The 20,311-nt window shown below is 45.9% G+C and carries 17 protein-coding genes; 16 read left to right on the forward strand and 1 reads right to left on the reverse strand.

The annotated features are described in order from the left end of the window. The first annotated feature begins 41 nt into the window (after positions 1-41). The 15 genes from rpoB to HJV72_RS10250 all read left to right on the forward strand — a co-directional run bounded on the left by rpoB (position 42) and on the right by HJV72_RS10250 (position 18,679). Positions 42-3,905: a DNA-directed RNA polymerase subunit beta gene (rpoB, locus tag HJV72_RS10180; RefSeq protein WP_208070742.1), complete on the forward strand. Its 3,864-nt coding sequence runs from the start codon at positions 42-44 to the stop codon at positions 3,903-3,905. Between the two features lie 14 nt (positions 3,906-3,919). Beyond that, positions 3,920-7,543, forward strand: a complete 3,624-nt coding sequence (gene rpoC / locus HJV72_RS10185) for a DNA-directed RNA polymerase subunit beta' (protein ID WP_208070744.1) — start codon at positions 3,920-3,922, stop codon at positions 7,541-7,543. 169 nt (positions 7,544-7,712) lie between these two features. Beyond that, positions 7,713-7,955: a Fur family transcriptional regulator gene (locus HJV72_RS10190; protein ID WP_208070746.1), complete on the forward strand. Its 243-nt coding sequence runs from the start codon at positions 7,713-7,715 to the stop codon at positions 7,953-7,955. A gap of 21 nt (positions 7,956-7,976) precedes the next feature. Next, the gene (locus HJV72_RS10195; RefSeq protein ID WP_066580431.1) at positions 7,977-8,189 is read left to right on the forward strand and encodes a FeoA family protein; all 213 of its coding nucleotides are present in this window, start codon (positions 7,977-7,979) and stop codon (positions 8,187-8,189) included. A gap of 14 nt (positions 8,190-8,203) precedes the next feature. Then, positions 8,204-8,425 carry a FeoA family protein gene (locus tag HJV72_RS10200; protein WP_208070748.1) on the forward strand — a complete coding sequence of 74 codons (222 nt, stop codon included), beginning with the start codon at positions 8,204-8,206 and terminating at the stop codon, positions 8,423-8,425. A 47-nt stretch (positions 8,426-8,472) separates the two neighbouring features. Then, positions 8,473-10,662 carry a ferrous iron transport protein B gene (gene feoB, locus HJV72_RS10205; RefSeq protein ID WP_208070750.1) on the forward strand — a complete coding sequence of 730 codons (2,190 nt, stop codon included), beginning with the start codon at positions 8,473-8,475 and terminating at the stop codon, positions 10,660-10,662. A gap of 19 nt (positions 10,663-10,681) precedes the next feature. Further along, on the forward strand, positions 10,682-10,864 hold the full coding sequence (locus HJV72_RS10210) for a FeoB-associated Cys-rich membrane protein (RefSeq protein WP_066581866.1): 183 nt from the start codon (positions 10,682-10,684) through the stop codon (positions 10,862-10,864). 299 nt (positions 10,865-11,163) lie between these two features. Continuing rightward, positions 11,164-12,003, forward strand: a complete 840-nt coding sequence (locus tag HJV72_RS10215) for a TlpA family protein disulfide reductase (RefSeq protein WP_208070751.1) — start codon at positions 11,164-11,166, stop codon at positions 12,001-12,003. A gap of 93 nt (positions 12,004-12,096) precedes the next feature. Continuing rightward, positions 12,097-12,363 carry a hypothetical protein gene (locus HJV72_RS10220; protein ID WP_208070752.1) on the forward strand — a complete coding sequence of 89 codons (267 nt, stop codon included), beginning with the start codon at positions 12,097-12,099 and terminating at the stop codon, positions 12,361-12,363. 63 nt (positions 12,364-12,426) lie between these two features. Then, a complete protein-coding gene (locus HJV72_RS10225) occupies positions 12,427-13,431 on the forward strand; it encodes a 6-bladed beta-propeller (protein WP_208070753.1) in 1,005 nt (334 codons plus the stop codon). A 37-nt stretch (positions 13,432-13,468) separates the two neighbouring features. Next, positions 13,469-14,134 carry an ABC transporter ATP-binding protein gene (locus HJV72_RS10230; RefSeq protein ID WP_208070754.1) on the forward strand — a complete coding sequence of 222 codons (666 nt, stop codon included), beginning with the start codon at positions 13,469-13,471 and terminating at the stop codon, positions 14,132-14,134. 9 nt (positions 14,135-14,143) lie between these two features. Next, positions 14,144-15,247 (forward strand): ABC transporter permease, encoded by a 1,104-nt coding sequence (locus HJV72_RS10235; RefSeq protein ID WP_208070755.1) that lies wholly within the window; start codon positions 14,144-14,146, stop codon positions 15,245-15,247. 43 nt (positions 15,248-15,290) lie between these two features. Continuing rightward, positions 15,291-16,403 (forward strand): ABC transporter permease, encoded by a 1,113-nt coding sequence (locus HJV72_RS10240; RefSeq protein WP_208070756.1) that lies wholly within the window; start codon positions 15,291-15,293, stop codon positions 16,401-16,403. A 128-nt stretch (positions 16,404-16,531) separates the two neighbouring features. Beyond that, positions 16,532-17,617, forward strand: coding sequence for a M24 family metallopeptidase (locus HJV72_RS10245; RefSeq protein ID WP_049728715.1), 1,086 nt, complete (start codon positions 16,532-16,534; stop codon positions 17,615-17,617). A 270-nt stretch (positions 17,618-17,887) separates the two neighbouring features. Then, complete coding sequence (locus HJV72_RS10250) at positions 17,888-18,679, forward strand: hypothetical protein (protein ID WP_208070758.1); 792 nt, start codon at positions 17,888-17,890, stop codon at positions 18,677-18,679. A gap of 37 nt (positions 18,680-18,716) precedes the next feature. On the opposite strand, the gene HJV72_RS10255 is transcribed toward HJV72_RS10250, so the two are convergent. Then, on the reverse strand, positions 18,717-19,481 hold the full coding sequence (locus HJV72_RS10255; protein ID WP_208070760.1) for a sulfite exporter TauE/SafE family protein: 765 nt from the start codon (positions 19,479-19,481) through the stop codon (positions 18,717-18,719). Between the two features lie 169 nt (positions 19,482-19,650). Between HJV72_RS10255 and HJV72_RS10260 the strand changes: the two genes are divergently transcribed. Continuing rightward, positions 19,651-20,217: an HD domain-containing protein gene (locus HJV72_RS10260; protein WP_208070761.1), complete on the forward strand. Its 567-nt coding sequence runs from the start codon at positions 19,651-19,653 to the stop codon at positions 20,215-20,217. Positions 20,218-20,311 lie beyond the last annotated feature (94 nt).

The raw sequence follows: 20,311 nt of genomic DNA on the forward strand, positions 1-20,311 counted from the left end.
CGTAGCCCGCCCAAAAAATATATGAGGAGTGAAACGTCAATATGGAGAAAAACAGAATTCGTCCTATCAAAAGCGGAAAAAGTTCACGCATGAGCTATTCCAGGCAAAAAGAAGTTCTTCAGATGCCTAACCTGATTGAAGTCCAGAAAGATTCTTACCAGTGGTTTCTGGATGAAGGGTTAAAAGAAGTATTTGATGATATTTCCCCGATTGCCGACTACAGCGGCCATCTCAGCCTGGAATTTGTTGATTTTACATTGTGCGAGGATGATGTGAAGTACACGATCGAAGAATGCAAAGAGCGCGACGCCACCTATGCAGCGCCTTTGAAAGTAAGAGTACGGCTTCACAACAAGGAAACCGATGAAATCAATGAGCATGAAATCTTTATGGGTGACCTGCCGCTGATGACAAGTACAGGAACGTTCGTTATCAATGGAGCGGAACGTGTAATTGTCAGCCAGTTAGTACGTTCACCCGGAATCTACTATGCGATTGCGCATGATAAGGTGGGAAAGAAGCTGTATTCATCTACGGTCATTCCGAACCGTGGTGCATGGCTTGAGTACGAGACGGATTCCAATGACGTTTTCTATGTGCGTGTAGACAGAACAAGAAAGGTGCCGATTACTGTATTAGTCCGTGCTTTGGGAATCGGTACCAACCCTGAGATTGTCGAGCTGTTCGGCGAGGAGCCGAAGATTCTTGCAAGCTTTGAGAAGGATGCTGCGACAAACTACCAGGAAGGCCTGCTGGAACTATACAAAAAGATTCGTCCGGGAGAGCCTCTTGCAGTAGACAGCGCTGAAAGTCTTATCACAAGCATGTTCTTCGACCCGAGACGTTACGACCTGGCCAAAGTAGGCCGCTATAAATTCAATAAGAAGCTTGCCCTGAAGAACCGCATCACAGGACATGTGCTCGCAGAAGATGTCAAGCATGCATTGACCGGCGGACTCGTGGCAGAAAAAGGGACGAAAGTAACGAGAGAAATCGCTGACGCTATCCAGAATGCAGCGGTTCCGTTCGTGTGGATTGAAAGACCGGATGAAGAACGCAATATCAAAGTGCTTTCTAACATGATGGTTGACCTTGCATCTATCGTTGACATCGACCCGAAAGAGGTAGGGGTTACCGAGCTCGTGTATTATCCGGTGCTGGAGACGCTTCTGGAGGAGACGGCAGGCGATATCGATGAACTGAAAGATGCGATTAAGAGAGATATCCATGACTTGATTCCAAAGCATATTACGAAGGAAGACATTCTGGCATCGATCAACTATAACATTCATCTGGAATACGACCTGGGCAATGATGATGATATCGACCATCTTGGCAACAGACGTATCCGGGCGGTCGGGGAATTATTACAGAACCAGTACAGAATTGGTCTGTCAAGGCTCGAAAGAGTTGTCCGCGAACGAATGACGACCCAGGATCTGGAGGGGATATCCCCGCAGTCACTGATTAATATAAAGCCTGTTACAGCTGCCGTGAAGGAATTCTTCGGATCTTCACAGCTGTCACAGTTCATGGACCAGAACAACCCGCTCGGCGAGCTGACCCACAAGAGACGTCTGTCTGCACTTGGGCCAGGTGGCTTGTCAAGAGACCGCGCCGGGTTCGAGGTACGTGACGTCCACTATTCCCATTACGGAAGGATGTGTCCGATTGAGACGCCGGAAGGTCCGAACATCGGCCTGATCAACTCTCTTGCGACATATGCAAGAATCAACCAGTACGGATTCGTAGAAGCGCCATACCGCAAGATCAGCCATGAAGACCCGGACAATCCGGTCGTTACGGATGAGGTCGTGTATATGACCGCGGATGAAGAGGACAATTATCACGTAGCACAGGCGAACGAACCTCTGGACGGGGATGGCCATTTTATCCACAAGAACGTATCCGGCCGTTATCGCGAAGAGACGCAGGAATATGAACGGACCAGATTTGATTATATGGACGTATCTCCGAAGATGGTATTCTCTGTCGCCACGGCGCTCATTCCTTTCCTGGAAAATGATGATGCCAACCGTGCGCTCATGGGTTCCAACATGCAGCGTCAGGCAGTCCCGCTTCTTATGACCGAGGCTCCGGTAGTCGGAACAGGTATGGAAGAAAAAGCTGCCGTCGACTCCGGCGTATGTATGGTGGCAGAAGCGGCCGGCGTGGTGGAACGCTCTACTTCCAATGAGATAACGATCCGTCAGGATGACAATACGCTCAAGAGATATAAGCTCACCAAGTTCCTTCGGAGCAACCAGAGCAACTGCTACAACCAGCGGCCGATCGTATTCAAAGGAGACCGGGTGGAAGCAGGCGACGTAATCGCAGACGGACCGTCAACATCCAACGGTGAGATGGCGCTTGGCAAGAACCCGCTTATCGGCTTTATGACATGGGAAGGTTATAACTACGAGGATGCGGTCCTCCTGAGCGAACGTCTCGTGCAGGATGACGTGTATACCTCTGTCCATATCGAAGAATATGAGGCGGAAGCCCGCGATACGAAGCTCGGGCCGGAAGAGATTACCCGTGATATCCCTGGCGTCGGCGACGATGCGCTTAAGAATCTGGACGAGAGAGGAATCATCCGTATCGGCGCTGAGGTGCGCGCAGGCGATATCCTCGTCGGTAAGGTGACTCCAAAGGGAGAGACCGAACTGACGGCAGAAGAGAGGCTGCTGCGTGCCATCTTCGGCGAAAAGGCGCGTGAAGTAAGGGATACGTCCCTTAAAGTGCCTCACGGCGAATATGGAATTGTCGTAGATGCGAAGGTATTTACGAGAGAGAACGGTGATGAACTGTCACCGGGCGTAAATCAGGCAGTGCGCATCTATATTGCGCAGAAAAGGAAGATATCTGTAGGTGACAAGATGGCGGGACGCCACGGTAACAAGGGTGTCGTTTCCCGTGTGCTTCCAGTGGAAGATATGCCGTTCCTTCCGAACGGACGTCCGCTGGATATCGTACTGAACCCTCTTGGCGTACCTTCACGTATGAACATCGGGCAGGTGCTCGAAATCCACCTGTCTCTGGCGGCGAAGGCTCTTGGCTTTAATATAGCGACACCGGTATTCGACGGTGCGAACGAGATTGACATTATGGACACTCTTGACCTGGCCAATGATTATGTCAATCTGAGCTGGGAAGAATTTGAGAAGAAGCATAAAGAAGATCTGCTTCCGGAAGTGCTCCAGTATCTGTCAGACAACCGTGAACACAGGAAGCTGTGGAAGGGTGTTCCGATATCAAGGGATGGAAAGGTCCGTCTCCGCGACGGAAGAAGCGGGGAGTTCTTCGACAGCCCGGTTACGATCGGTCACATGCACTACCTGAAGCTGCACCATCTTGTTGATGACAAGATTCACGCCCGTTCTACGGGCCCATATTCCCTCGTCACGCAGCAGCCACTCGGCGGTAAAGCCCAGTTCGGCGGCCAGCGCTTTGGTGAGATGGAAGTGTGGGCGCTTGAGGCATACGGCGCATCTTACACGTTGCAGGAGATTCTGACCGTCAAGTCTGATGATGTCATCGGCCGTGTCAAGACGTATGAGGCTATCATCAAGGGTGAGAACATTCCTGAGCCGGGCATACCGGAATCATTCAAGGTGCTGCTCAAAGAGCTCCAGTCCCTGGGCCTGGATGTACGCGTGCTGCGTGATGACAACACAGAAGTTGAAATCATGGAGACGGTAGATATGGGTGAAACGGACTTCCATTCTCTGATTGAAGGCGACAGAAACTACCGCGAGGAAGATAACCTCGGTGCAAAGGGTTATACAGAACAGGAATTCCAGGGAGAAGAGCTTGTGGATGTGGAAGAAGAAGCAGAGGAAGATGACTTCGACGTGGAATTTGAAGAAACTGAAGAATTTGCAATGGATATAGATGAAGAATAGGAAGGGGTGCCTGTATGCCTATAAACAGTAATGAACAATCATATCAGCCAATGACTTTCGATGCTATCAAAATCGGTCTGGCATCACCTGATAAGATATTAGACTGGTCCAGAGGAGAAGTGACAAAGCCTGAGACCATTAACTATAGAACACTGAAACCAGAAAAAGACGGACTTTTCTGTGAGAAGATCTTCGGACCTAGTAAAGACTGGGAATGCCACTGTGGCAAATATAAGAAGATTCGTTACAAAGGAGTTGTATGTGACAGGTGTGGTGTTGAGGTTACAAAGGCAAGCGTGCGCCGTGAGCGTATGGGCCATATCGCGCTTGCTGCCCCTGTGTCACACATCTGGTATTTTAAAGGTATTCCGAGCCGTATGGGTCTCATCCTCGACCTGTCTCCGAGAACGCTGGAGAAGGTGTTGTATTTTGCATCTTATATCGTGCTCGACAAAGGAGAGACCGACCTGCAGTATAAGCAGGTGCTGTCTGAGCAGGAATATCAGGAGGCGAGGGAGTCCTGGGGAAGTGCTTTCCGGGTAGGCATGGGAGCAGAGGCAATCAAAGAGCTTCTGGAATCCATAGACCTCGACAAAGAATATGAAGAGCTTCAGGCGGGGCTTGAAGGGGCTACCGGACAGAAGCGGGCCAGAATTGTGAAGCGTCTGGAAGTAGTAGAGGCATTCCGTGAATCCGGAAATAAGCCGGAGTGGATGATTATGACCGCGATACCGGTGATTCCGCCGGATCTTCGTCCTATGGTACAGCTGGACGGCGGACGGTTTGCCACATCTGACTTAAATGACCTTTACAGAAGGATTATCAACAGGAACAACCGCCTGAAACGGCTCCTTGAACTTGGCGCTCCGGACATTATCGTTAGAAATGAAAAGAGGATGCTGCAAGAAGCGGTAGACGCGCTTATCGACAATGGACGCCGCGGGCGTCCGGTCACTGGACCGGGCAACAGGGCGCTGAAGTCGCTATCCGATATGCTGAAAGGAAAGTCGGGACGTTTCCGTCAGAACCTGCTTGGCAAGCGTGTCGATTATTCAGGACGTTCTGTTATCGTCGTGGGACCTGAACTTAAGATATACCAGTGCGGGCTGCCCAAAGAGATGGCGATAGAACTGTTCAAGCCTTTTGTAATGAAGGAGCTTGTACAGAACGGTACGGCGCACAATATCAAAAATGCGAAGAAAATGGTGGAGAGGCTGCAGCCGGAAGTATGGGATGTACTGGAAGATGTCATCAAAGAGCATCCGGTCATGCTGAACCGTGCCCCTACGCTGCACAGACTTGGCATACAGGCATTCGAGCCGATTCTTGTAGAAGGTAAGGCTATCAAGCTTCATCCTTTGGTATGTACTGCATACAATGCCGACTTCGACGGCGACCAGATGGCGGTCCATCTTCCGCTCTCGGTGGAGGCTCAGGCAGAATGCCGGTTCCTCCTCCTGTCACCGAACAACCTGCTGAAACCGTCTGACGGGGGACCGGTTGCCGTTCCTTCGCAGGATATGGTACTCGGCATCTACTACCTGACCCAGGAAAGGCCTGGGGCAAAGGGAGAAGGCAAGGTATTCAAGAGCGTAAACGAGGCGATACTCGCCTATGAAAATAATGCTATCACGCTTCACTCACGCATCAAAGTCCGCATGTCGAAGGCTCTGCCGGGCGGAGAGGTTAAGACAGAGACGATTGAGTCTACCCTCGGCCGGTTTATCTTTAATGAGATCATTCCTCAGGATCTTGGCTTTGTTGACCGTGAGACAGAAGAAAATGAACTTCTGCTTGAAGTAGACTTCCATGTAGGAAAGAAACAGCTGAAACAGATACTTGAGAAGGTCATCAACACACATGGCGCTACAGCCACGGCGGAAGTGCTGGATGCCATCAAGTCTACCGGCTACAAATATTCTACAAGAGCGGCAATGACAGTATCTATCTCTGACATGACCGTGCCTCCGCAGAAACCGGAGATGATCCAGCAGGCACAGGATACGGTGGATAAGATTACGAAGAACTACAAGCGCGGCCTTATAACAGAAGAAGAGCGTTACAAGGAAGTCGTAGAGACGTGGAAAGCGACGGATGATTCTCTGACCGAGGCGCTGCTGTCCGGGCTTGACAAATATAACAATATCTTCATGATGGCAGACTCCGGAGCCCGTGGCTCCGATAAGCAGATCAAGCAGCTTGCTGGCATGCGTGGTCTTATGGCGGATACGACAGGACGTACGATCGAGCTGCCTATCAAGTCAAACTTCCGTGAAGGTCTTGACGTACTGGAATACTTCATGTCAGCACACGGTGCACGTAAAGGTCTGTCAGATACGGCTCTGCGTACGGCGGACTCCGGCTACCTGACAAGGCGTCTTGTCGACGTGTCGCAGGAGCTCATCATCCATGAGGTCGACTGTGCGAAGAAGGGTGCTGAGATTCCGGGCATGTATGTAAAAGCATTCATGGACGGGAATGAAGAGATTGAAAGCCTCCAGGAGCGTATCACAGGACGTTACCTCTGCGAGAACATCGTAGACAAAGACGGTAATATACTTGTGAAGGCGAACCATATGGTGACGCCGAAGAGGGCAGAGCTCATTATCAAAAGAGGTGTTGATGAGAAGGGCGGAGAACTCAAGAAGATTAAGATTCGTACAATTCTCACATGTAAATCACACAGCGGTGTGTGTGCGAAGTGCTATGGGGCAAACATGGCGACAGGAGAGCCGGTACAGGTCGGTGAGGCGGTAGGCATCATCGCCGCCCAGTCTATCGGTGAGCCTGGTACACAGCTTACGATGCGTACCTTCCATACAGGTGGTGTGGCCGGTGATGATATCACGCAGGGACTTCCGCGTGTGGAGGAGCTTTTCGAGGCAAGAAAGCCGAAGGGGCTTGCTATCATTACGGAATTTGCAGGAACAGCTGCTATCAATGACACGAAGAAGAAACGTGAGATTATCGTAACGAATAACGAGACGGGCGAATCAAAGGCATATCTTATCCCTTACGGCTCCAGAATCAAGATACAGGACGGAGCAGAGCTTGAGGCGGGAGATGAACTGACGGAAGGTAGCGTCAATCCTCATGATATCCTTAAGATAAAAGGCCTGCGAGCCGTCCAGGATTACATGATACAGGAAGTACAGCGGGTATACCGTCTGCAGGGCGTTGAAATCAACGACAAGCATATCGAAGTCATCGTACGCCAGATGCTCAAGAAAGTCCGCATCGAAGAGGCGGGAGATGCCGAATTCCTGCCAGGAACGACGGTTGATATCCTTGATTTTGAAGATGTGAATGAAAAGCTTGCGGAAGAAGGCAAAGAGCCGGCAACAGGGGAGCAGATTATGCTCGGTATCACAAAGGCATCTCTTGCCACCAACTCCTTCCTGTCGGCGGCGTCCTTCCAGGAGACGACGAAGGTCCTCACGGAAGCGGCTATCAAGGGCAAGGTCGATCCACTTATCGGCCTGAAGGAAAATGTCATTATCGGCAAGCATATCCCGGCCGGTACAGGTATGAGGAAATACCGTGATGTACGTCTGGATACAGAACTGTCCTTAGATGATGAGCTTATGTTCGATGAAGAGCCGGAAGAAGCGGAAGAATTCGTCGAAGCAGAAGAATAGAACAGGAATAAGAAGGTGCACAGGCACCTTCTTTTTTTGCCTATATACTAAAAAGATTATGCACGCTATTGATAAATGTTATCAAATATGTTGTTGACAAAGATTCTCAGAAGGAATATAATACCAATGTAAATGATAATCAATATCAACAAAATGCCGGAGTGATAATATGAGTCAGGAAGAACGTCTGCAGGAGATAATGAAACGTCTGAAAGAGAATGGATATCGGATTACGAGCCAGAGAAAGATGCTGCTGGAAGTGATATTGAGCAATGAACATTCTTCCTGCAAGGAAATCTATTATGCCGCAAAGCAGATAGACAAAAGACTTGGCATTGCAACTGTATACCGTACTGTACAGCTCCTTGAGGATATGGAACTGGTCAGGAAAGAGATGGCGGTACAGATATAATGTGGATGGAAAGGAGTGATTATGATGCCACTGACAATGCTTGGGTCAGGTGAGACTGCGTCTATCAAACGTGTGGGAGGCCAGAATGAGGTGAGGAAGTTCCTGGAAAGCCTGGGATTCGTAACTGGTGAAGAAGTGAAGATCGTATCGGTAAACGGAGGCAATATAATCGTCCAGGTTAAGGAGTCCAGAGTTGCAGTCAGCAAGGGAATAGCAAATAAGATTATGGTTTAGGAGGAACGAAGGGAATGCGCACATTGAGAAGTATCGGATGTAATCAGAAGGTCTCGGTAGTAAAGCTCCACGGTGAAGGAGCGGTTAAAAGACGTATTATGGACATGGGAATCACGAAAGGGACGGAAGTGTACGTCAGAAAAGTAGCTCCCCTGGGCGATCCGGTTGAAGTTACCGTCCGAGGGTATGAACTGTCGCTGCGTAAAGCGGATGCAGAGATGATAGAGGTAAACTAACAGGAAGAAGAGCGATTAGCGAATAAGACATAGCAGGAGGAATAGAGATGGGAATCAAGATAGCACTTGCCGGAAATCCAAACAGTGGCAAGACGACGTTGTTTAATGGACTGACCGGCTCGAACCAGTTCGTAGGTAACTGGCCGGGGGTTACGGTTGAGAAGAAGGAAGGCAAGCTTAAGAGCAATAAAGAAGTAGTCATAATGGACTTGCCGGGAATCTACTCCCTGTCACCATATACGCTCGAGGAGGTGGTTGCGAGAAACTACCTGATTACAGAGCGCCCCGATGCGATTCTGAATATCGTGGATGGGACGAACCTGGAGCGTAACCTGTATCTGACGACACAGCTCATGGAGCTTGGAATCCCTGTTATAATGGCAGTCAACATGATGGATGTGGTTAAAAAGTCAGGCGATGCCATCGACACAAGAAAACTGGGAGAAAAGCTCGGCTGTGCGGTCGTGGCAATCTCTGCGCTGAAGGGCGAAGGTATCGAGGAAGCCGCCGGGAAAGCGGTAAAAGCGGCACAGAGCAGGCAGGCGGCAATGCCGGTACATGAATTTTCCCAGGAAGTAGAAGCCTACTTGGATGAAATCGAGACGATGCTGGGCGGTGACATTCCAGAAGAGCAGAAACGATTCTATGCAGTGAAGCTGTTTGAGCGCGATGACAAGATTGCAGAGCAGATGAAGCATGTGCCAGACATATCTTCTATTATTGAAAAGGCAGAGAAAGATATGGATGATGATTCTGAAAGCATCATCACAAACGAGCGGTATAATTACATAACGTCCATCATAGGAGAAAGCCTTACAAAAGCGAACAAGGAGAAGCTGTCTACATCGGATAAGATAGACCGCGTCGTGACAAACAGATGGCTTGCGCTGCCTATATTTGCAGTCGTCATGTGGCTTGTATATTATGTATCGGTGTCTACGGTAGGGACATGGGCGACTGATTGGGCGAATGATGGTGTATTTGGCGAAGGATGGAAGCTGTTCGGGCTGATAGATGTGCCGGGCATACCTGTTGTCGTTGAAAACGGGCTGAATGCCATCAATTGTGCTCCGTGGTTGCAGAGTCTTATCCTGGATGGTATCATAGCAGGTGTAGGGGCGGTTCTTGGATTTGTGCCGCAGATGCTCGTACTTTTCATATTCCTTGCATTTCTTGAGGCATGCGGATACATGGCGAGGGTCGCGTTTATCATGGACAGAATATTCCGCAAGTTCGGCCTTTCAGGGAAGTCGTTCATACCAATGCTTATCGGTACCGGATGCGGAGTGCCTGGCATCATGGCGTCAAGGACGATTGAAAACGACCGTGACCGGAAGATGACGATTATGACTACTACATTTATCCCATGCGGAGCGAAGCTTCCAATCATAGCGCTCATCGCAGGCGCCCTGTTCGGCGGAGCTTCCTGGGTTGCGCCAAGTGCTTATTTCGTAGGAATTGCAGCTATCATATGCTCGGGCATCATATTGAAGAAGACAAAGATGTTTGCCGGAGACCCGGCGCCATTCGTTATGGAGCTTCCGGCATACCATATGCCTACTGTGGGAAATGTGCTCAGGAGCATGTGGGAGCGCGGATGGTCCTTTATCAAAAAAGCGGGAACGATTATCCTGCTGTCCACTGTCTTCATATGGTTTACATCCAGCTTTGGATTTGTAGACGGGCATTTTGGAATGGTAGAAGACTTAAGCGACGGCTTGCTTGCCAGCATCGGACGTGGCCTTGCCTGGCTGTTCGTACCTCTTGGATGGGGAGACTGGAAGTCGGCAGTTGCAGCGATTACAGGACTCGTGGCGAAAGAAAATGTCGTGGGAACCTTCGGTATTCTATACGGCTTTGCAGAAGTGGCAGAAGACGGTGCAGAAGTATGGGGAACGCTTGCAGCCAGCATGACCGCTGTCGCGGCATATTCGTTCCTCGTGTTCAACCTTCTGTGTGCACCTTGCTTCGCTGCTATGGGCGCTATCAAGCGGGAGATGAATAATGCCAGATGGTTCTGGTTTGCAATCGGATACCAGACGATACTTGCTTATGCTGTATCTCTGTGCGTGTTCCAGTTCGGAAGCCTCTTTACGGGAGGCGGATTCGGAATCGGCACAGTTGCAGCCATTATCGTACTGGTTGGATTCCTGTATCTTTTGTTCAGACCGTATAAGGAGAGCGCTTCGCGGAAGGTGAACATATCCAGCATAAATGCCCGCAGGGCAAAAGCATAAGCAGAAAGAAGGAGATATTATGGCATTAGCAGCAATCAGCAGTGTTTTATCAACAGGAGCAGTAGGGCTTGTCGTACTTGGAATCATTGTCCTGATCGTACGGAGCATGTGGAAGAAGAAAAAGGCGGGTGGTTCCTGCGGATGTGGCTGCAGCGGCTGTGCCCATAGCTGTGGTATGAAGTCGATGGACGAGACGAAGTAATTAGGAAGGAAGAGGCGTTACTAAAATAGCGAGATGTTTAATAGACAGACTATTCTTCTGTTTGATAGATCAGGATTGGTTTTCTTTCAATGGATTCCAGTCCTGATTTTTTGTTGTTTAAGGGATTGTAGACATAATACAGCATTTCGAGTACACATGCTTGCAATAAAACAATGCTTGTAATATTATGTAAAAAATCAACATGAAGCTTTCTATGTAAATTAATAAGCCGGGAATTAAAGCAGATATTGGCTTATAATGTACAATAAAGAAAATCGGGCAGGAACAGGGGGAAATAAATGAAAAGAGTTATTAGTATTATATGTATAGTCTTAATGTTCAGCTTAACATGTGCAGGGTGCAAATCGGGGGGAGATATCAGGCAGGAATCCAAAGAGTTAATAATCAAGTATGGAGATGACTTTTCTAAAATCCGGTTATTGGATGCTAACAATGAAGAAGAATATTTGACAGCTAAGGACAAATTTCGTCTGGTTTTTGTTATGAGTTCTGCCTGTGGTACTTGCAAAAGACAATTGGAAACTGTGGAGAAATTTGAAAAATTTTATTCACAGTATTTAGATGTATCTATTGTCTGGGAGGACAAGATTGCTGATGAAAGTATATTAAAACAAAATAAAATAGAAGAAGATAGTAATTACAAGCTGGGTATAGATAGAATATCTACAATGACGCCGACTGCCCTGATCGTTAATCCTGATAACAAGGTGATTTTTGTAAGTACAGAAATGGAAAACATTGCAGATAAGTTAAATCAGTTAGATGGTGTATCTAAAGAGACTGTCAGAAATAATGTCTGTCAATACTTTCAGGAAAAAAATAAAACTTCAAAGCAGGAGCTGATTTATTTTGCACTAAAAGGATGTCAGGACTGTGATGCTGCTGACAATGTCATATTTAACGATGATGAATTAATGAAAAAGTATGAAATTACAAAAATATTTGACAGTGGTTCATATGGTGAAGAGGAAGAAGTAGATATTGATAATATATACTTATCAATTTTTGATATTGACTGGTATCCAAGCTTTTTATTAATAGATAAAGAAAGTGGTCATAAATTAATTGGTGAGACAGGCGTACAGCAATTGAAAAGCATTTTGATGAATGATAATTAATAACGTTTAATGTCATTAATTTCATAAGTAATAGGGCTATTGAAAGGGGGGAGAAAATACATAGCCTGAAAATAAAGGAAAGGAAGGAAGAGTATGAAGAAAACAAAAGGATTAATTGCAGCAGCATTAGTAGGAGTAACAGTATTGGGGACAAGTCTGCCGGTATCGGCTGCCGGATGTGGTAATTGGTACATAAGCTCAGTGGGGAAACCATACTGCACTTCTAATCTTTGCTGTGGTCCAGGTCTGGGATTAAGAGGATACAGACAAAAAGAATACTGGAAAAGAAAATGTGTGGAGAATAATAACAAAGTAAAGTATCAGAATGATACAAAAACAAAGTATTTAGGCTGCTGCTAAGATAACAGGATTTAGAGCGTATCTGCCAATAAGGCAGATACGCTAAGAGGGGGACGAATATATATGAAAAAGCCAGTATGGATATGTTTAGCGGTGTTTGTTACATTGTCTTTAACCGCTTGCCAGAAGTCTGAATACGCAAAGAAAATGGAAGAGAGCAAAGATAGCGCCATACCTATCGTAAAGGAAATGGAACTGGATGGTGATTCGTTTGAGGAAGAATTTTTAAATGAAGCCCCCATAAAAGTGGCAGATAAGAATATCAAATTGGATAAAACTGAGATTATGGGCATGGTCTTTACGGCAGATGGAATGCTGTTAGTGGATGGGCTAAATTCTCAGTTAATTATATTGAGTCCGGACGGGACAGTGCTGGAGAAAAAAGGAAAATTAGGAAGCTCTCCGGGTGAATTTCAGAATCCTACTGGTATTACAAAGGATGATACATATATATATGTGCTGGATGATGGTAATAACCGTATTCAGCTATTCGATATGGAAATGGAATATGTAAAAGAAATTACAATAGATAAATCAGGGTTTGAAGCGCAGACTATATTCCGGGATCTGGCAGTAAATGGTTCGGGAGATATCTATATGTCGGGAGATACAATTCTGAATCCGGGTATCGTTTTTTATAGTGCACCGGATTACAGACAGGAGCACATAGAAGAAAATTTTTGCGGGTTCTTAAGCTCTTATGAGGGGAAAATATATGCACTTACAAGCGGGCAGATATACCTTCCGTCAGATTCTGAAGCATATGCTGGATTCGGGCTGCACTCCGGAGCATGTACTTTCCTATCTGTAGATGGGAAAAAAATGACCAGAATATCCAGTCTGGAAGGTCAGAATTATACAAACGACTTTATAATGAGTGATAATGTGATCTACTGTACAAATAGTACGTATGCAGAACTGCAGCGTTTTGAGACAGATGGTAACTATAGTAATTCTCTGGGACAGTTTGACGAAGGAGCCTCTTTTAATTATGTGGCAGAAGATGATGAAGGACAAATATATGTCTCAAATGGAAATGACCAGATAATGGTTTTTGCAATGGAATAATCGCTATAGGCCGATTAATAAGGGAGGCGGACAGCGTATGGAATTGATTCGACTGCAGTCAGTCGTAAAAGAATATGGAAGTAAAACTGCCAGAACAAAGGTGCTGGATAAAGTGGACCTGACCGTTTGTTCCGGAGAGTTTATATGCCTGTTTGGCAAATCAGGCTGCGGTAAGACAACACTCCTGAATATACTTGGTTTAATAGACAGATCAACAGAGGGAGAATATTACTTTAAAGGTAAAAGTGTAAAGGAACTGTCATCTGGCGAGATTGCCGGAAAGCGAAATCAGGAGATTGGTTTTATATACCAGTCCTTTCATCTGCTCGATGATTACAACGTAATTGATAATGTATCTCTGCCAATGGGATATGCGGGTATAAAGAGGAAGAGACGTATAGAATATGCGGAAAAGCTGCTAAGGGATGTTGGGATGGGTGAAAGAATGAAGTTTTATCCGAGGCAGTTATCCGGAGGTGAAAAGCAGAGGGTTGCGATTGCAAGGGCCTTGAGCAACAGACCCGATATCATTCTCGCGGATGAGCCTACAGGCAGTCTGGATGAAAAAAATGGAACGATAGTCATGCAGATTTTAAGAGAATTAAATGAAGCAGGCATCACAATAATTATGGTAACGCATGACCAGTCTTTGAAAGAATATGCATCTAGGGTCATACATATTTCCGATGGAAAGATTATATAGGTGCGGCAAATGAATAAGATTAATTTTATTTTCAGAGATTCGCTTAGAGGTCTGTTGAAATCATGGAAGATGAATGTAATATTTGTATGTACCTTATTAGGAGCCATGCTGCTTGCGGCTTATTGTCTGTCGAGTATTCGTTTTTTGCAGAAGGAGCTAGAAAGCACAAATTTTGAAAATATAGATGAGAGTATTGAGGTGGGTTTTACAGGGAACCTTCTGTCGCTGACAGATAAGAACAACATCATTCAGCAATGCGAGGCACGAACCGCTTCGCTGACGGCACGTAATAAAATGTTTTTTCCTGAACTTGGCGGAAAGTCCTATTTCGTGATTGCAATTGACGAGTCCTATGAGAGATATGAAAATATAAGTATAGAAGAAGGAGACATGTTCGATCCCTCTGGTGATGAGCTTGAGTGTGTTATCGGTCAGAAAATTTCGATGGAACATCATTTGTCCGTGAATGATTATATAAGCGTGTCGGGAAAATCATTCCGTATAACGGGCATAACAGCAAAGGGACAGTATAACAAATACCTTGTATTGCCGTATGCGGCTCTTAGCGGGCTTAATGATTCGGAACAGATACAGCAGACGTTCTACCTGACGGGAAATAAGGTGGAACGTACACAGGTGCAGTATGTTCTAAGCGGAATCAAATCGACGGAAATATTATATAATGAGCTATCGGCAACACTGTATGAACAGAATAAAATGACAATTGAACGGTGGATACATATCAGAGTGATGGCTGGTACCGCAAGCCTGTTGTTTGCTACGTTCAATATACTGGCTGTATGCTTTGGAAAGATACAGGAAAGCAGAAGAAAATGTCTGATTAAGAAGATGCTCGGGCTTACGGACTTAGGAGTGTTTCTGTCGCTGTTTATTGAGAATCTATCTGTTATACTGGCAGCGGATTTGCTGGCATATATTTTATATTTTCCATTGATAAATCTGCTGGATATCCGTAATACCGTGCTTGTTGATAAGCTGATGTTTGTACAGATGGGTGTGCTCTCTGTTATCCTGGCCGCCGTATATGCTGTAATCATGGGCGTCTATCTCTCACATTGCACCATGGCTGAAATACTGCGGGAGGGGGAGTAATGTGTTTGTTGCGGAAAAAATTATTAAGAAACTGAGAAGAAATATGGCGGTTTATTTAGTTGTCGTACTGGAACTGGCTTTTGGAACCGCTTTTTTGACCTATGCGATGAACCAGTTTTTTTCTTATAGAGATAATAAGCAGGAGCTGGAACAAGTGTTTCCAGACAAAACAGTATCTTTGGAAATATCCGTGAGGGAAGGAAATGAGGTTGAGCTTATTTCCGCACCATTTGATGGTTCCGATTACATGGTATTGAAAGAAGTGACGGATGGCGTTAGTGCATATTTGTGTATGCCAGAGCTTCTTGAAATGGATGGCAAGGTCGAAGAGGTTATATTTGTATATACGAATATAATCGAAGAAACAGGACATGCATATTGTGGTGAGAATATACGTAAACGGATCAGGAGCGGGACGGCGGTACTGGACGGGATGAATGGCAGTTATTCAAAAGAACGGATTGTATATTATGGGAAAGAATATAAATGTGAACTGACGCCGGAGCATATCAGAGATACTATAATAGCAAGAAATATGTTTGAAAAAAGACTCTACGCCGGAGATTGTATATTCCTTCCGCTGAAGGACTGCCAGGATAAGATATCCGCGGCACCGGCCCAGACAATTGTTCAATACCGTATAGAGGACATAAAAAAAGCTGCAGCTATTAATGAAAAGATAGTTGATTACCTCACGAAAAGCCATCCGCAATATGCATATAAGATTAGTAATTATATGGACGACTACGAACAAAACAATGAAAGTACGATGGAATTTGTCAAGTATATAGCTGTACTTGCCTGTATTGCAATGTGGATTTTGGCTTTCGGTTATATGGGAATCACGAAGCAGTTGTTTATAAAGCGGCAGAGAGAGTTTGCGGTCTGCCTTGCGGCAGGCGCGACAAAGAGGATAATTTTTCTCGAAATGCTGATAGAAAATGCTGCCATATTGACGGTGAGTACGGCAGCCGGAAATCTGATGGGAATCTATATGCTTGATCTTCAGAAAAATAATATATTTACAGCGCAATATCATTGTGAAACGTTGCTTATCAGTGTATTGCTGGCTATAATTCTCTTACTTTGCATTAATCTGCCGATACTAAAGAAGGTTCAGTCGCTGCAGCCCCAGGTTATTCTGACAGATTTATAACGCTGTGGAAGATGAATGCCACTGATTGACTTTTCCCATGTAAGCTAATATAATGAGACTAGTTGAGATGGGGATGTGCACAGCAGACCATTTTAATACTTAATACACAATGAAAGGTTGGGGAAAATATGGACCAGAACAAAGTATCAAGAGTTTTAAAGTCAATGGAAGAAAATGGAGTCCCTCAGATGATCATATCTGACCCGGTAGCTATCTTCTATCTGACAGGAGCATGGATTCATCCAGGGGAAAGATTACTTGCATTGTATCTGAATGTGAACGGTAATCATAAGATGATGATCAACAAGCTGTTCCCACAGGAAAAAGATCTTGGGGTAGATATCGTGTGGTATGATGACATCGAGGACGGTGTTGAAATCATGAGCAGATTTGTTGAAAAAGACAAGGTTATGGGAATTGACAAGACATGGCCTGCAAAATTCCTGATCCGCCTTCAGGAACTGGGCGGCGGAAGCAAATTTGTAAACGGTTCTCCTATCGTCGACTACATCCGTATGATTAAGGATGAAGGCGAGCAGGAACTGATGAGGGAATCCTCAAGACTGAACGATATCGCTATGGAAAAACTGATTCCATGGGTATCCAAAGGACTTACGGAGAGAGAGCTGAACGCCAAAATCCGTGAAATCTATAAAGAGCTCGGCTGCGAGGACGTGTCATTTGACCCGATTACAGCATATGCAAAGGGAGCGGCAGATCCGCACCATGTGACCGATGATTCAAAAGGAAAACGCGGCGACTGCGTAGTGCTTGATATCGGTGCATTCAAGGACAACTATGCGTCTGACATGACGAGAACCGTATTTATCGGTGAAGTATCCGACCGCGCAAAGGAAATCTATGACATCGTCGTAGAAGCCAACAGGCGTGGTATTGAAGCTGCAAAACCAGGAAACAGAATGTGTGATGTGGATCTGGCAGCGAGAAACTATATCGAAGAAAAAGGCTTTGGACAGTATTTTACACATAGGACCGGACATTCCATCGGTCTGGAAGACCATGAATTCGGTGATGTGTCTTCTGTCAATGAAGATATCATCAAGGTCGGACAGTGCTTCTCTGTTGAACCGGGAATCTACATCCAGGAAGAGGGTATCGGCGTACGTATCGAAGACCTCGTAATCATTACGGAGGACGGATGCGAAGTGCTGAACAACTTCACGAAGGACCTTATCATAGTGCCGGAAGAGTAATAGAAATAATTAATATAAGAAGACCAGATGCTCCGCAATAGGGGGCATCTGGTCTTTTTTTCCTTCGGTTTCAAATTTTGACTTATGAAGTGTCATATGGTAATTTGAATATAACAAATACTGTTGCCGAAGTAATATATACATATGTTTAGCACAAGGGACTATTGTGGAGGAAGGAGGGCATGAAGAATTAATCAAGAAGAAGGGCTTATATTTCAAGCTGTACAGACAATGTCAGATTTAACGGGATATAGAGAGGAGGAATAAGTTATGAAATTGAAAATCATAGTAATAGCATGTATCGGAGCAATTGTATTAGCTGCATGTGGTAAAGAAGAGCCGGCTAAGGATAGCAGCTGGTGCAAGGACAGCGTGGATAAGTACAATGAACAGGAGAAAAAACAGATAGAGGGGTATGAGATACTTGATGGAGGCAAAGAGCTTTACAAGTATACCTTTACCATTGACAAGGGGCAGAAGCGTACGAAAAGAGTATATACTGAGGAGCCTTCAAGTACATATATTTTAAATGAAGAAGGTGGCGTCTGGTATTACTACGGAAGTGAAGAAAATGGTCCTTGGTATAAAAGTGAGGCAAGGGATGATGCTTTTGAAAGTGATGTACAATCCATAGATATCGATGTCAACGACGAGACAGTGTATGAGATTGCCGGTCAGGAGAAACTGGATGGAAGGGCCGTTACCAAGGTGAAGATTACGACTCCCAAGGACGATGCCTTTTCCGGCGTGTTAAAAGAAGAGGATGAGAAGATAGAAGAACTGCTTAATGATACTGATTTTAAAAAGGCTTACGATGCGGTTAAAGAAGAGAAAAACAGGGTCAGCTATGTCTGGTTTGATGACGAGACGAAGAAACCAGTAAAGCAGGAAAGAGATACTACAAAGATTCAGACCGTCCTATATTACTACCTGAAGCTGTCCGGGAACGCAGAGATGAAATATGATACCGTACCGGAGAATGTAGTAGAGGTTACCCTGTTTCTCAGTGGAGAACCACAGGAAGACATTGAGATTCCGCAGGAGAATGTTTACAGCATCTGACCGGGATTGAAGAAAGCGGCGGAAGCTGACGGCATAGTCAGCTTCCGCTTCCCATTGCTTTAACCGCCAGCAGCGCAAGCACGAGTAATATGCTTGGCTTTACGACCTTCGTCCCATTCTTCATGACGAGTCCGGCTCCGATATAGCCGCCAAGCATATTGCAGGCAGCCGCCGCAAGCCCGAGCGGAATGATGACCTGGCCGTTGAGGAGAAAGACGATGAGCGAAGTTATGTTGGTAGTCAGGTTGATAACTTTGGCCTGTGCATTGGCGGTCTTGATGCTGAGCTTTGCAAATATAGTAAAAGCAATGATCAGGAACGTACCTGTTCCCGGTCCGTAGAAGCCGTCGTATCCGCCGATGATGAAAGCGGCTGTTACGGCAGTGACATAAGTGCGCTTATTAAGCGTGACTTCCTCTGAGCCGCTGTCGTTGAACAGCCTTTTGTTCAGCACGAGGAAGGCGGAGAAGGGCAGGATGATTATAAGGACGTACGTCATGACGCTCTCCGGCACGAGCAGAGAGATATGGGAGCCGATGAAGGAGCCTGCGATTGCTGCAAATATGGAGGGAACGGCAAGCTTTACATTGATCAGATGATTCTTGGCAAAGCGGTAAGTGGCCAGTGCAGTTCCGAAAGGGGATGACATTTTATTCGTAGCCACCGCCGCGTGGGGAGGCAGGCCCGCCAGAAGATAGGCAGGAAGCGATATCAGCCCGCCGCCCCCGCCGATTGCATCTACCATGCCCGCGAGAAATAAAAGAGGGCATACGATTATAAATGTCTGTATAGTCAGTTCCATGATAACTCATATTCCTTTCACATATTCCTTGTAGATTATACAGGAAACAGGCGGCAGAATCAATGGGAATACAGTGGCAGCCGCAAAATCAATAAAAAGTACATATTCACAATTATTTTATGGTGTGTTAGAATATATGGCATATGAGTACAAAAGGAGGACGACCATAATGAACAGAGAGCAGGCACACGATATCTTGATGAAATATATGAAAGGTGATAATTATATTACACATTCTTATGCCGTGGAGGCAATCATGAAAGGCCTTGCCAAGCGTCTGGCCCCGGACGAGGTGGAATACTGGGGAATCGTCGGGCTTCTTCATGATCTTGATGAGGAGCAGTGCGACTGGAAGAATGATATAAGCGTACATGGACCGACTTCCGTGGAGATATTGAAAAAAGAGGGGATTGACGATCCGGTGCTGTTTGACGCTATCAAGTCACACAATCCGAAGTGCGGCATGAAGGCAAAGACGAAGCTTCAGTACGCGGTGCTGGCAGCGGATCCGATGAGCGGTTTTGTTAAAGCGGTCGCTCAGATATATCCGGATAAGAAGATTGCCAGCGTAAAGCATAAGTCCGTGATGAAACGCTTTAATGAGATGCGCTTTGCGGCGGGAGCAAACAGAGATTATATGGAAATGATAGAATTTACCGGACTCAGCCTGGACGACCTCATAGATGTCGCTTTGGAGGAGATGGGGGCTATAGCGGATGTTCTGGGGCTGGCGTAAGAGCCGGCCCTTTTTTTCTGTATTAGGTAAAGCGATTTAATAAAATGCGTTATGCACAAAAATCCATTTTTATTTTGGTGAAAATAGAGAAAAT

The sequence above is a fragment of the Extibacter sp. GGCC_0201 genome (assembly GCF_017566055.1).
Classification (GTDB): Bacteria; Bacillota; Clostridia; order Lachnospirales; family Lachnospiraceae; genus Extibacter.